Here is a 14,832-nt window from a genome sequence, read left to right as displayed (position 1 = left end):
GATAAGAGATATAAAAAAGGTGCAGTCTAAACTGCACCTTTTATGGTCACAACGAGCTTAAGTACTAGTGATTAGGCAAGGTCAAACCTATCGGCATTCATCACCTTAGTCCAAGCCGCCACAAAGTCATGCACAAACTTCTCTTTGGCATCATCCTGCGCATAAACCTCAGCATAGGAGCGCAAAATCGAGTTAGAGCCAAACACCAGATCGACACGGGTAGCGGTCCACTTCACTGCGCCAGTTTTACGCTCGACTATCTCATACAAATTAGTACCCGCAGGCTTCCAGTTGTTGGCCATGTCGGTAAGATTCACAAAGAAATCATTAGTTAACACACCCACTTTGTCGGTAAACACGCCGTGGCGTGTACCGCCATAGTTAGTGCCCAACACCCGCATTCCCCCAACCAACACTGTCATCTCATGGGCGGTTAACCCCATAAGTTGAGTGCGATCGAGCATCATCTCCTCGGGCTGAACTATATAATCCTTTTTCTGCCAGTTACGATACGCATCGTGCAAAGGCTCAAGTACGGCAAAGGATTCCACATCGGTCATTTCCTGCGTGGCATCACCACGGCCAGGCATGAAAGGTACTGTGATATTGACTCCCGCAGCGTGGGCGGCCTTTTCAATCGCCGCAGCGCCACCGAGGACAATCAAGTCGGCAATACTGACCTTTTTGCTTAAGCTTGCCTGCAACGCGCTCAACACCTGCAATACTTTTTGCAACCGCTCGGGTTCGTTGGCCTGCCAATCTTTTTGTGGTGCTAAACGGATCCGTGCGCCATTGGCGCCACCGCGGAAATCCGAGCCTCGGAAGGTGCGCGCGCTGTCCCACGCGGTTGCGACCAATTCGGAAACACTGAGTCCCGAGGCTAATAATTTCGCCTTCAGGTCGACAATCTCACTGGCATCCAAACGATAATCAACGGTTGGGATGGGGTCTTGCCAAATCAGCTCTTCACTCGGCACTTCTGGCCCTAAATAACGGCTCTTAGGCCCCAGATCGCGGTGAGTTAACTTAAACCAAGCACGGGCAAATACCTCGGAGAAATAGGCGGGATCTTGATAAAACTTCTCGGAGATCTTGCGATACTCGGGGTCCATTTTCATCGCCATATCCGCATCGGTCATGATGGGGTTAAACTTGCGATTCGGGTCGCCCACTGAGACGACTTTATCTTCCTCTTTAATATTAATAGGTTCCCACTGAGAGGCGCCCGCGGGGCTTTTTTTCAATTCCCAATCGTAATTTAACAGTAGGTGAAAATAACCGTTATCCCATTGAGTGGGATGAGTCGTCCAAGCGCCTTCGAGACCACTAGTCACGGCATTTGCACCCGTGCCTGGGCCTTTTTTGTTGAGCCAGCCCAAACCTTGGGCCTCAAGTTCTTCGCCCTCGGGTTCAGGGCCAAGATCCTGTGCCTTACCATTGCCATGGCATTTGCCCACCGTATGGCCACCGGCGGTTAAGGCCACGGTTTCTTCATCATTCATCGCCATCCGTGCAAAAGTGACACGCACATCTTGAGCGGTGCGCAGTGGATCGGGTTTACCATCAACCCCTTCAGGATTCACATAAATCAGCCCCATCATTACGGCGGCTAAGGGATTTTCAAGGTCACGCGCGCCCGAATAACGGCTGTTAGGATTATCACTTGGCGCGAGCCATTGTTTTTCAGAGCCCCAATAAATGTCCTTCTCTGGGTGCCAAATATCCTCTCGACCGCCGGCAAATCCAAAGGTTTTTAAGCCCATAGACTCGTAGGCCACATTACCCGCGAGGATCATCAAATCTGCCCATGAGAGTTTATTGCCGTATTTTTTCTTAATCGGCCAGAGTAAACGGCGGGCTTTATCAAGGTTGGCGTTATCGGGCCAGCTATTGAGTGGGGCAAAGCGTTGATTACCCGTTCCCGCGCCGCCACGGCCATCGGCAATGCGATAGGTACCCGCAGAGTGCCATGCCATGCGGATCATCAAGCCACCATAATGCCCCCAATCGGCTGGCCACCAATCTTGGCTATCGGTCATAAGGGAGTGCAAGTCCTGCTTCACGGCAGCGAGATCAAGGGTCTTAAAGGCTTCACGGTAATTAAAGTTGGGATCCATGGGATCCGTCTTCTTATCATGCTGATGCAAAATATCGAGATTAAGTGCCTTAGGCCACCAATCCATATTGTTGCTGGCAACGGCTGAATTTGCCCCATGCATCACGGGGCATTTACCTTGAGAGTGTTGAGTCTTGTCCATGGAATATTCCTTTACTTATGGCTAACGAAGGGAATGACCCTATAAGGCGTCATTAGGCTTATCTGGTTTGGACGTCTTCTAAAACGTTTATCGTTTGCATTAATCCCTTCTGCACTGTTCCAAAGTAACGATTAATGCACCATTCGGTCTGTATACTAAACAAGCAAAATGACAACATTTCAAACTTTTGCCACTAAAGCTAGGTAACTGTAACAAGAACAGCAAACCCTAGCTCAAAAAGCGGGCACAGATCACACTATTGGTGGTTTTTACATCACTATCTTGATTTTAATCAGAACGGAAGATGGTTTTATCACTAATACTCATCTCAAATAAGAACAATAAAACGCTTATATTCTTACTTGAGGTGAATCTATGCGACAGAGACGCTTGCAACTTATGCAGTCACTTTTTGATGAATATATTGAGATGTACGCTGCACGGGATGACAAACTCACAGCCCGCTTTAGCGATACTTTTAGTGGTTATGCAGGTAGCAGCGATATTCTTGTCACCAGTAAAGATGAATGGGTAAAAATAACCCGTCAGGACTTCGCCCAAGTCCCCGAACGGATCCATATTGAAGTATTAGATCTTTCACTACAGGATCTTGCCGAAGATATTATTGTTATTACAGCGTTTTTCCATATACACCTCCCTATTCCAGACTCGATACTTAGCCAAGAAACCGCAAGGTTAGTGCTGATTTTTCGCCAAGAAAGCAACGATTGGAAAATCGTCCATAGTGGAATATCCATTCCCTATGGTTTAGCAAAACAAGGCGAAATTTACCCGATGACGAGTTTAGAAGAGCGCAATCGAGAGCTAGAGTCCATTATACAAGCGCGAACCTATGAACTTGCAGAAGCGAACAACAGACTCGAAAAACTCAGCAATACCGATGGGTTAACCAATATTGGCAACCGTAGATTGTTTGATCAAATGCTGCAAAAGGAATGGAGTCGTGGGCAACGCAACAACACGCCACTCTCGCTTATCATGCTCGATATTGACCACTTTAAATTATTTAATGATTTTTATGGCCATCTCGCAGGAGATGACTGTCTCAAGATGCTGGCGAACAGCTTATCTCAATCAGGTCGTCGGGCAGGTGAATTGGTTGCACGCTATGGCGGCGAAGAATTTGTTATTTTACTCCCCAATACGGATCACCAAAGCGCACTCGACACCGCCAAGCACGTACATCAACTTATTCAATCGCTTGCTATACCCCATATTAAAACAGACATAGGAATTGTCACGGTCAGCGTGGGGGTCGCGTGTTTACTCCCCTCAGATAAACATAATGCCTTAGAATTAGTCCACCAAGCAGATACCGCCCTTTACTTGGCGAAGTCCGCAGGTCGTAACTGCATACGCTCAGTACATGAACCTGAAATATAGCCATTAAAAAGCCCCGCTAAGTTGCCTTAGCAGGGCTTTATTCACTGTATGGCAGTCACTTTACGTGCCCACCACAACCACCATTAACCGCGGCTAGCGCGCTTACGGTCGTTTTCAGTTAAGTGTTTCTTACGAACACGGATGCTCTTAGGTGTTACTTCAACTAATTCGTCATCATCAATAAACTCAAGCGCTTGCTCAAGAGTTAAGGTGATTGGCGTAGTCAGTACTTGAGCTTCGTCAGTACCAGAAGCACGCATGTTAGTCAGCTGCTTACCTTTCAAACAGTTAACTGTCAGGTCGTTAGAACGTGAGTGAATACCCACAACTTGACCTTCGTAAACTTCGGCTGCGTGGCCAATAAACAGACGACCGCGGTCCTGCAGACCGAACAGTGCGAATGTCAGCGCCTTACCCGTAGCGTTAGAGATCAATACGCCGTTAGCACGTTGACCGATATCGCCACCTTTGTGCGGACCGTAGTGATCGAATGAGTGGTAAATCAGACCAGTACCAGAAGTTGCAGTTAAGAACTCAGTTTGGAAACCAATTAAGCCACGGCTTGGGATGATAAAGTCAACGCGCACGCGGCCTTTACCGTCAAGCTGCATGTCTTTCATCTCAGCCTTACGGATACCCAGCTTCTCGATGACTGTACCTTGATGCTCTTCTTCAACGTCAACGGTCAGGGTTTCGTATGGTTCACACAGTTCGCCATCGATGGTTTTTAAGATAACTTCTGGGCGAGAAACCGCTAATTCGTAACCTTCACGACGCATGTTTTCGATCAGGATAGATAAGTGTAATTCACCACGGCCAGATACCGCGAAACGGTCTGGGCTATCGGTTTCTTCAACACGCAGTGCCACGTTGTGCACTAATTCCTGTTGCAGACGCTCAAGAATGTTACGTGATGTCACGTATTTACCTTCTTTACCTGCGAAAGGTGAAGTGTTGACTTGGAACGTCATGGTCAGCGTTGGTTCGTCAACTGATAGTGGTGGTAGTGCTTCAACATTACCAGCGGCACACACAGTGTCAGAAATCTTCAGCTCGCCTAAACCAGTAATCGCAACGATGTCGCCCGCGTTTGCAACGTCAACTTCGGTACGCTCTAAGCCCATGTAACCTAATACTTGGCCCATTTTACCGTTGCGTACTTTACCGTCAGCACCAATTACGCTCACTTGTTGGTTAGCTTTGATGCTACCACGCTTGATGCGACCAACACCGATTACACCTACGTAAGAGTTGTAATCAAGCTGAGAAATTTGCATCTGGAACGGACCTTCAGCATCTGCTGCAGGTGGAGATACTTTTTCAATGATCGTCTGGAACAGTGGCGTCATATCTTCACTGACGACATCCGGATCTAAAGTTGCAAAACCGTTTAATGCAGAAGCATAAACGATTGGGAAATCTAATTGCTCGTCGGTCGCACCTAAGTTGTCGAACAGGTCGAATACTTGGTCGATAACCCAATCAGGGCGAGCACCAGGACGGTCAATTTTGTTGATAACAACGATTGGCTTTAAGCCTTGGGCGAACGCTTTCTTGGTTACGAAGCGAGTCTGTGGCATTGGACCGTCAACGGCGTCAACCAGCAGTAATACTGAGTCAACCATAGACAGAACGCGCTCAACCTCACCACCGAAGTCGGCGTGGCCTGGGGTGTCTACGATGTTGATGCGGTAGTCGTTCCACTTGATGGCAGTGTTCTTTGCCAGAATCGTGATTCCACGCTCCTTTTCAAGATCGTTGGAGTCCATCACCCGCTCAGTAGCTTCTCCCCGGGTCTCAAGGGTTCCTGATTGCGACAGCAGCTTGTCAACCAGGGTCGTTTTGCCATGGTCAACGTGCGCAATAATGGCGATGTTACGTAAATTCTCTAGCACAGATAAACCTCTTACCATCAAACAAAATTAGGGATATTACAATATTCGTTACAGCAATCTACGTTGAGTCGCCATAAAAAAGCGTGACATTCTACTCCAGAGCGGCCATATCGCACAGGATTATTTTTGAACACTTATAAAACTATTTTTTGGGGCCTATGCTAACGAATCCGTTATGGCGATAAGGCAAATAACCCAAATGCACCGTTAACGCGCAGACAATTGCCACGTTATCTCGAACTCAATACGACTAACCAGCTGAAATTACTATTTTTCACTGGAATGTCATTGCAGACTATGCGCTCAAGGCCGCCATAAGTATAGCGAATAACCCCAATTCGGCAGCCCCGTTTTTTCGTCCAAACACATCAGTATGCCAAACCGCTACCTAAGTATTTTCCCTATAGCCTAAATAAATGGCTTTAGACGCAGTTTCAATAAACTCTATTCCCACCTAAGAACAACAAGACTAATCAATTGATTTTTAATGATAAGCAATGAAAACAAGCCAAAATCATTATCAGAAAAACAGCTTAGCATCTCACTGTTTTGTGACATTATGGCGAGCACTGAAAACAGTGAGCTTACGCGGTTATCTAGACTTATTTATATGCTAAATTCATTCTGTTTTGCTGAGCCTAATGGATAGTAACAGGCTAACAGCGAGTATGCTGCTCAGCTTGAATATGGATATGAATTAACCAAGCAAGCCGATGCTCATCGTCACTGCACTAAAATGGGGGCGAATGGCGCGCACCAAAATGGATGAATGCACCAAAATACCACATCAAAACGCACCAATAAGGTGCAACACAGAGTTAAAGATAGTGCGATAAAACACATATTCATTAATTATCAACAAGTTAAATTGTTGGCATAGATATCGCTTTATAGCTAGTAAGTTTTGCTCAAGCACAACTTGAGTTAAAAGATTATAGAAGGGACATCCCTTTACCCTACCGGAGACTTGAGAATGTCAGTTGAATCAGTTTTAAAGCAACTTGAAGAATTAGAAGTTAAGTTTGTTGATTTACGTTTTACCGACACCAAAGGTAAAGAGCAGCACGTATCTATCCCAGCTCATCAGGTAGACGCTGACTTCTTCGAAGACGGTAAAATGTTTGACGGCTCGTCAATCGCTGGCTGGAAAGGCATTAACGAATCAGACATGGTACTGATGCCAGACCCAACTACGTTCGTACTGGATCCATTCACCGAAGAAACCACTGCACTGATCCGCTGTGACATTCTCGAGCCAGGCACAATGACTGGTTATGACCGCGACCCACGTTCTATCGCGAAAAAAGCGGAAGAATACTTACGCTCTACCGGTATCGCTGACACTGTATTAGTTGGACCAGAACCAGAATTCTTCCTGTTCGACGACGTCCGTTTCGGTACTGACATGTCTGGTTGTTTCGTGAAAATCGACGCTAAAGAAGCGGCTTGGAACTCTGGCACTAGCTACGAAGGTGGCAACACTGGTCACCGTCCATTCGTGAAAGGCGGTTACTTCCCAGTAGCACCAGTTGACTCATCACAAGACTTACGTAGCGCGATGTGTTTAGTGCTCGAAGAAATGGGTCAAGTGGTTGAAGCTCACCACCACGAAGTGGCGACTGCGGGTCAAAACGAAATCGCAACTCGCTTCAACACCCTGACTAAGAAAGCGGACGAAATCCAAATTCTGAAGTACGTAGTACACAACATGGCTCACGCCTACGGTAAGACTGCGACTTTCATGCCTAAGCCAATCGTTGGCGACAACGGTAGCGGTATGCACGTTCACCAATCTCTGGCGAAAGATGGCGTAAACCTGTTCGCAGGCGACAAATATGCTGGTTTAAGTGAAACTGCACTGTACTACATCGGTGGTATCATCAAGCACGCTCGCGCACTGAACGCTTTCACTAACCCAAGCACTAACTCTTACAAGCGTTTAGTACCACACTTCGAAGCGCCAGTGATGTTAGCCTACTCTGCCCGTAACCGCTCTGCTTCAATCCGTATTCCAGTGGTACCAAGCCCTAAAGGTCGTCGTATCGAAACTCGCTTCCCAGATCCACATGCAAACCCATACTTAGGTTTCGCAGCACTGCTGATGGCGGGTATCGACGGTATCCAAAACAAGATCCATCCAGGCGAAGCGATGGATAAAGACTTGTACGATCTGCCAGCGGAAGAAGCGGCTGAAATCCCACAAGTAGCGACTTCATTAGAAAACGCCCTTGAAAACCTGCAAGCTGACCACGAGTTCTTAACTCGCGGCGGTGTATTTAGCGAAGATTTCATCCAGTCTTACATTGCACTGAAATCTGCAGAAGCTGAGCGTGTAAGCCGTACAACTCACCCATTAGAGTTTGAAATGTACTACAGCCTGTAATGGCTAGATGCATGCAATTACTCACTGTATAAATGCATGCATAAAGTATCAAAGCCCCAACAGTTTTGCTGATGGGGCTTTTTGTTTCTTGAAGGTATACGCTTCTTTCATGCTGGTGCAATGACCAACACTTTTCTCTAAATGGCGACATAGCCAACCACTTATTTATCATCAAAAGAAAGCATACCAGCAGACACCACTGCAATAACAACAATAGGGACAGATGTCGTTTAAGACTGAGCTAAACGCGATATAAAACTAACTTATAGGCAGAGGCGTTAACTACTGCGACACTAAAGTTGGGAGTCTCTTTACTGTTGTCTCATTACTGCTGCTGAATAATTGACACATATATTCATGTGGTTAGAATGCCGACTTGCTAAAACTGAATATATCGGTGTCGAACAAAACCAGTTCGGGTTCCATAAGACTAACGCCCAAAGTTAATCAAGCGAGTCGCTCATACCGAAACAATGCGGTTTTTCACATATAAACAATGGAGTGGTTATGCGTTGGTTGACTTGCTTGGTCGTGTGCTGTTCTCTCACGGGATGTGCAACAATAACATCGAGGATGGGAGAAAATTCAACTTGGGGGCATTCTTTCTCCAGTGTTCAAACTGCTGTTGATAATGGCGAGGAGTGTGCGATAGTTTCTGCGTTATCCGCCCCGCCACTGCTACTGTTTACTATCCCTCTGACACTGGTCGATATGGGTAGCTCGCTGATCGTCGATACCGTGATGCTGCCCGTCGATTTGGCTATCACGCCCAGTAATCCCAAGCTCCGAACCCCGCGTTCTATGTTCTGCCACTATAACTACAGCATTTGAGCATATTCGCCCCAATAAATGACCTCAGCCTCAGGGCATGGGTTAATGACATCGGCATTAGGGGGCGCCTTGATGCCCCAGAGCCATGCTCCCTGTTCGAGGCTATTACGCCATGTCGGCTGAGTAAGCTATGCTCAATCCGTTAACGATGGGCTTTTATTACCTCCAGTAACCTTAGGATATCGGCCTCATCGTTATAAATATGTGGCGATACGCGTATCCCTAAACTGCGGGCATCGACACTGATATTCGCCTCAGCCAATGCCGCCATGATCGGCGCTTGCCGCTCGCCAAATTGCAAAATCAGCGTACCGCTACGCTTATCGATTGCCCTCGGCGAGACGAGCTCATTGTCCAATGCCTGTACCACTGGAGCCATCAGTTGCAAGTTATGCTCACGCATTGCCTGTGAGCCAATATTGGCAAAATATTGAATACTATGGGCGGCAATAGCGTAGGGGGCGATAGAAGGCGTGCCGCCCCAAAACCGCAACGCTGTTGGATGATAGCGAAAATCATGAATATCAAACTCAAAGGGATTTTCATGGCTAAACCAACCCACATCCTGTGGCTGACATTCGGGCAAAATAGCCGGATTGACCCACAGATACGCAGCGCCGGGGCCGGAGCATAACCATTTCACACTCGAACCAATCATAAAATCTGGCTGTAGCTTGGCTAAATCCAGCGGCAAAATCCCAGCCGATTGCGCCACATCCACTAGGCTCAAGCAGCCACGCTCACGGGCAAGGGGGATAATCTGCGCGAGGGGGGCCTGTTGTCCCGTGTTAGAATAGGCATGGCTGACAAAGACTAAATCAACATCGTCGCTGATATGTGCGTCCCACACATTGGGGTCGGTAACATCTAAGCCCTTGGGAATAAAGCGCAGTTCACAACTTGCGGGCAATGCCTTTTTAAGGGCGAATCCCATGCTAGGAAAATCAATCTCGCTCATCAGCACCACGGCGCCATCGCGATTTAATCTATCCAGTGACATCACCAACTTGGTCAATGCGCTCGATAGATTCACCTGCGGGCAAAATTCCTGCGGCTGACCATTAAAAAGGCTTGCCAGCGCCGCGGTAAAGTTATCGATGACACCTAACCATTGACCCCAAGGCTCGCGGCCAGACTCCTGCCAAGGTGCAAAAAACGCCTGCTTAAACGCCTGCTCGGTCGATTTGAGTGGCCGCCCCACGGAATGGTTAAGCAGATATCCAGGGCCTGCGAGGCAAAAGTCCTGTTTTACATTTAGCAGCATGGCCTTACCTCAAACTGTCTTTGAGTTTTTTCAAATCATAATAACGGGTGCGAATATCGTCACGTAATACGGCCGCGCGTCTATCCCTTAAACGCTCAAGGGAGGCGAGTAACACAGGCAATGGTGGACCACTGGCGGTCACTTTGGCTAAATGTTGTTGTTCCATGCTGACCGAAGGCTCAGCAATATACTTAGTCACTAATTCATTGTGATGTTGAATCGCAGTTTGCCCATGTAATTCACAGACTTCGATAAACAGCTTGAGATTTTCTTGATACCAGTCCTGATGCACACAGCCCTTGGCCTGCAAAAAGTCATCCATCAAATTAGGGCGGCGCATGCATTCCCGCAAGATTTGCTGATCCTCCGGCATCATGTATAAAAACTTATCCACCAGCATTTGCGAATAAGATGCTTCGTTGGCAAAACATAAACCTAGGGTTAAATCGATAACGTTAATCCCAGCAAAGTCGCCCGCATTGGCGCCACGATACACCACAGAACCAACCCGATAGGGTTTGTAATATGGGCGGACACAGTAGAAGAAACGGTCCGTATCTAAACGATTGAATAACTGCGTATTCGAATCAATCACATCCTGCAATGCCTGCTTAGCGACGCGCAGTAAATCGTGACTAATTGGATGAGAAATCCCCAAAGGCTGGATTTTTAATAGCGCATCAGCTGCACGTTTATAGGCCAAAATGCCTTTAGTGTTGTAATCCACAAACAGTTTTTCATCGGGCAGATCGGTAAAGCGTTTGTAGATACCATTATGGGCGCGGTTATGGGTGGTTAAATGGGCGGTAGCAAAGCGCGGCGTGACTCCAATTGAGGCGCCGATATGCATCGCCAGCGCTGACGCTTCAAGAAGTGGCGAGGTGGTCTCCCGTGTTGGCTCAGTAATTTCATGGCGGCGGCAGGCGGCCATATACAGGCCAACATTGCCTAGCAAATCAAAAGCACTATCAAAGCCTTCGTCGGTATTGCCCTCATCGAGCAAAGCCTTAATCAGCCCTCGCCCTTCGCTTTCTAGAGTTTGCTTAAGCTCGGTACCGATATCTTGCACATTAGCACGGTCGATCTGCTGGTAATAAAGCTGTTCAAGCTGCGAGTTGAGTTCTACAAAGCGGCTGCGGATCCACTCATCGAAGGCTTCGGTATTATAGGTGGCAGGTTTCACTTGGACATCCTTGGCGATTGTTATGGTTATTTTTACCGGAGCAAGTACTAGGGCATGTTTCACTTGGCTACAGGCGCCATTAGCGCTTCCGAGTTAACAAGGATGCAACTTCTGGCGACACGTTTCTAGCGCTAGCTCAAATTTATGAAAAATCTAATGCCACTTTTTATTTACACCTTGCGCCAGCGCAAGTTATCAAAGTCAATCGCCTCGCAAAATAACGCCAAATACAGCTAGTCCTAATACAAATAGCGCGGCAGGTTCCGCAGGGGTAAATCAAAATGATTTTAATGGAATTTATTGTCGTACTCGGCTGCTTGCTACTGGGCACCCGCTATGGTGGTATGGGGCTCGGGTTGATAAGTGGTATAGGTTTATTTTTACTGACGTTTGTCTTTGGTCTCGCCCCCGGACAGCCACCAGTGCAAGTGATGTTAACCATTCTTGCGGTTATCGGTTGTGCCGCCGTGTTGCAAACCGCAGGCGGCTTAGATGTGATGATGCAGTTTGCCGAACGTTTACTGCGCCGCCATCCACAGTACATCACCATTCTGGCACCGTTAACTACATGGACGCTCACCTTTTTGTGCGGTACAGGCCATGTGGTTTACACCATGTTCCCGATTATCTCTGACATTGCCCTGAAGAAGAACATTCGCCCAGAACGCCCCATGGCGGTGGCCTCGGTCGCCTCACAAATGGCGATTTGCGCCTCCCCTGTATCAGTCGCCGTCGTTTCTATGGTATCGATTTTGGCGGCACAGTACGGTGTTGGCCATGCCTACAGCATGCTGGACATTTTAATGGTGTCGGTGCCAGCCTCCCTTTGCGGTGTGTTAGTGGCGGCACTGTGGAGCCTACGTCGCGGCAAAGATTTAGATAAAGACGAAGAGTTTCAAGAGCGAATTCAAGATCCTGTGCAAAGAGCCTTTATCTACGACAAGGGCGAAACGCTACTGAATCAAACCTTCCCCAAAGAAGCGTATTGGGCAACAGGGATCTTCTTTGCCGCTATCGCCGCAGTGGTGTTACTTGGCTCCTTTAGCGAGCTGCGTCCAGTGTTTGAAGAGAAAGGCAAGCTCGCGCCACTGTCGATGAACTTAGTGATCCAAATGATGATGTTGATTGCAGGCGCCTTTATTTTGATGAGCTGCAAAGTCAAGCCGGCTGAAATTGCCAATGGTCCGGTTTTTAAAGCGGGTATGGTGGCGATATTCTCGGTATTTGGCGTGGCGTGGATGAGCGATACTTACTTTATCAGCCATATGGATGTACTGAAGGAAAACCTCTCCCACGTAGTGCAAAACCAGCCTTGGACCTATGCCCTAGTGCTGTTTTTAATCTCCAAACTGGTCAATAGCCAAGCGGCCGCGCTCACGGCGATTGCACCGATGGGATTAGCTTTAGGTGTCGATCCTAAGCTATTAATTGCTTTTTTACCCGCCAGTTATGGCTACTTTGTGCTGCCCACTTATCCAAGCGATTTGGCCTGCATCGGTTTCGATCGCTCAGGTACCACTAAAATTGGTAAGTTCATCATTAATCACAGCTTTATTATCCCAGGACTGATTGGTGTTAGTACCGCATCAACCGTGGGTTATCTGTTGGCAACTGCGCTACTGTAAAGTTAGTTTGCGTTAATAAGCACATATAATCAGGCCGATAGCACATTAACGCTATCGGCCTGACGAATTAAAGATGTGCAAGCGCTCAGTACGAAAGTATTAAGCTCCCGCCACACTCCCTTATCAGCTAGACGTCTTTAGCAACAGCAGCATACAATCCCGCCTTATATCATGCTGAATCAATTTATCTTTTGAGAATGTCGTACTAAAGATGATTAAAGGTTTTCGCTTATGGATGCTGATTGTGGGCCTAGGGCTTAGCGTAAGTTTTCTCGGCTATCAGTTGCTTACACGCTATCACTTCAACACTGATCACCAAGTGGGTGACATTATCGACTCCCTCAATGGAATCGAGATTTACTATAACGGTGGCGTTAACACTAATGAGGGACGCAACCTCTCCCTCGACGGCTATAACCTCGGCATAAAATATCAATGCGTAGAATTTGTTAAGCGCTACTTTTACCAACGATATCAACACAAAATGCCTGACAGTTTTGGGCACGCCCGGGACTTCTTCGATAATCTGCTCACTGATGGCAGTTGGAACGAAAAACGTGCACTGCGCCAATTTACCAATGGCAGCCAAAGCAAACCTATGGCTGATGATTTGCTGGTCTTTGCCCCATGGATGTTTAATCCCTATGGCCATGTCGCCATTATCGCGGCCGTCACGGACAATAGTATCGAAATTGCCCAGCAAAACCCCGGTCCATTTGCCCCATCAAGGGAATATTTTCCCTTAGAACAACGGGCTGGACTCTGGTATATAAACGCACCACGCGCCAAAGGATGGTTACGTTGGGAGGCAATAAGCCCTAAGGTGATAACAGAAACGGGCGGCTTTATCGACCCTGCGATGGCCATTAAGGAATAAGCTATGGGGATTTTTAACTGGGTAAAACAGCTATTTGCCATAAAAGCGACAACTCGCTCGCAGGCAACGGATCTTCAAGCACTCTTTGGTGGCGAGGCAACTGCGAGTCTCACTGTGCCTCGCCACCAAGCTTATCCCTTAGTCACGCCAACAACTGAGACTGAATTATCCGCCTATCAACTCCATTGCTTGCTGAATGATCAAGATAAACAGCGACTCGACACTTTACTTTGCCAGGCGGGATTCGAGCAAATTGTAGGTTCTGATGCGCCATTTAATGGCGTACTGCATCACACACCAACCTACAGACAACAGTATTTTTACAGCAATATGCAGATTTTGCGGGGTTCTGCGTACTGCTCATCACCAATGATATCAATCTATTGCAACAGCTTATTACCTTTAAGGCCACGCCGCCTGCTCCTTGGGAAAGTTTTCCCGATGTTGATCCTGATACACTTGGGAGTTTGCAAGGGAACCTTGAGTTTTGGTGCGATGCGTTTTGGCGCCCCTATTGGTTATCACTTGGTGAAACCGAGCGCCTGCAATATCCGACAAACTGGTGTGAATTCAGTGAGTTTCACTAAAAGATTTATGTAAGAGATAACAATGAAACTGAAATATATCGCATTCATTCTCGCACTCTTTTTCCTTGCCGGATGCTTGGTGCCAGAACAACCTATCATCCCCGTAAAAGGTGCCACGAATAAGGATTGGAATAGCCAAACCTTTTGGTATGAGCCTTGGGGAAGTTCGGGCACACACAAGGGTATCGATATATTTGCGGCCACGAGTACCCCGGTTATCGCACCAACGCCCATGCTACTGCTGTACAAAGGTGACTTTTTTAAAGGCGGAAAAGTCGTTGTTGGACTCGGCCCTAAATGGCAAATGCATTATTTTGCGCACCTAGGCAGCATTGAAGCATCGACAGGCTTATTCGCGACAGGTGGAGAAACGCTAGGCACAGTCGGTACGACTGGCAATGCTCAAGGTAAACCACCCCATTTGCACTATTCCATCTTAAGCCTGTTCCCAAGACCTTGGCGAATAGACACTTCAACCCAATGATATAAAAAGGCTTTTTATCTCAATCCCATTGAGTATTTAGA

11 protein-coding genes are annotated in these 14,832 nt (G+C 47.4%); 7 read left to right on the top strand and 4 right to left on the bottom strand.

What is annotated here, in order from left to right:
• Positions 1–71: 71 nt before the first annotated feature.
• Positions 72–2,258, bottom strand: a complete 2,187-nt coding sequence (gene katG / locus FJD32_RS01820) for a catalase/peroxidase HPI (protein ID WP_088586534.1) — start codon at positions 2,256–2,258, stop codon at positions 72–74.
• Positions 2,259–2,633: 375 nt separating this feature from the next.
• On the opposite strand from katG, the gene FJD32_RS01815 reads away from it, so the two are divergent.
• Entirely contained in the window at positions 2,634–3,662 is a 1,029-nt protein-coding gene (locus FJD32_RS01815) for a diguanylate cyclase (RefSeq protein ID WP_037423204.1), read from the top strand.
• Positions 3,663–3,745: 83 nt separating this feature from the next.
• Here FJD32_RS01815 and typA read toward each other — a convergent pair whose 3' ends face one another.
• Positions 3,746–5,557, bottom strand: a complete 1,812-nt coding sequence (typA, locus tag FJD32_RS01810) for a translational GTPase TypA (RefSeq protein WP_037425027.1) — start codon at positions 5,555–5,557, stop codon at positions 3,746–3,748.
• 973 nt (positions 5,558–6,530) lie between these two features.
• On the opposite strand from typA, the gene glnA reads away from it, so the two are divergent.
• Entirely contained in the window at positions 6,531–7,940 is a 1,410-nt protein-coding gene (gene glnA, locus FJD32_RS01805; protein ID WP_037425030.1) for a glutamate--ammonia ligase, read from the top strand.
• Positions 7,941–8,513: 573 nt separating this feature from the next.
• The gene (locus FJD32_RS01800; protein WP_226871843.1) at positions 8,514–8,771 is read left to right on the top strand and encodes a YceK/YidQ family lipoprotein; all 258 of its coding nucleotides are present in this window, start codon (positions 8,514–8,516) and stop codon (positions 8,769–8,771) included.
• A gap of 142 nt (positions 8,772–8,913) precedes the next feature.
• Here FJD32_RS01800 and FJD32_RS01795 read toward each other — a convergent pair whose 3' ends face one another.
• Complete coding sequence (locus tag FJD32_RS01795; RefSeq protein ID WP_088586533.1) at positions 8,914–10,035, bottom strand: aminotransferase class V-fold PLP-dependent enzyme; 1,122 nt, start codon at positions 10,033–10,035, stop codon at positions 8,914–8,916.
• Between the two features lie 4 nt (positions 10,036–10,039).
• Entirely contained in the window at positions 10,040–11,218 is a 1,179-nt protein-coding gene (locus FJD32_RS01790; protein WP_047539708.1) for a monodechloroaminopyrrolnitrin synthase PrnB family protein, read from the bottom strand.
• 281 nt (positions 11,219–11,499) lie between these two features.
• Here FJD32_RS01790 and FJD32_RS01785 point away from each other — a divergent pair, with 281 nt between their 5' ends.
• The 4 genes from FJD32_RS01785 (at position 11,500) to FJD32_RS01770 (ending at position 14,791) form a co-directional block, all read left to right on the top strand.
• Positions 11,500–12,843 (top strand): anaerobic C4-dicarboxylate transporter, encoded by a 1,344-nt coding sequence (locus FJD32_RS01785; protein ID WP_088586532.1) that lies wholly within the window; start codon positions 11,500–11,502, stop codon positions 12,841–12,843.
• Between the two features lie 211 nt (positions 12,844–13,054).
• Positions 13,055–13,720 carry a CHAP domain-containing protein gene (locus tag FJD32_RS01780; RefSeq protein ID WP_037425039.1) on the top strand — a complete coding sequence of 222 codons (666 nt, stop codon included), beginning with the start codon at positions 13,055–13,057 and terminating at the stop codon, positions 13,718–13,720.
• Positions 13,721–13,723: 3 nt separating this feature from the next.
• Positions 13,724–14,320, top strand: coding sequence for a hypothetical protein (locus tag FJD32_RS01775; protein WP_240199981.1), 597 nt, complete (start codon positions 13,724–13,726; stop codon positions 14,318–14,320).
• Positions 14,321–14,329: 9 nt separating this feature from the next.
• Positions 14,330–14,791 carry a M23 family metallopeptidase gene (locus FJD32_RS01770; RefSeq protein ID WP_088586531.1) on the top strand — a complete coding sequence of 154 codons (462 nt, stop codon included), beginning with the start codon at positions 14,330–14,332 and terminating at the stop codon, positions 14,789–14,791.
• Positions 14,792–14,832 lie beyond the last annotated feature (41 nt).

The sequence above is a fragment of the Shewanella sp. LC6 genome (assembly GCF_006385735.2).
Classification (GTDB): domain Bacteria; phylum Pseudomonadota; class Gammaproteobacteria; order Enterobacterales; family Shewanellaceae; genus Shewanella; species Shewanella xiamenensis.
Note: the sequence above shows the minus strand (reverse complement) of the source record. Positions and strands in the feature narration are given on the sequence as shown.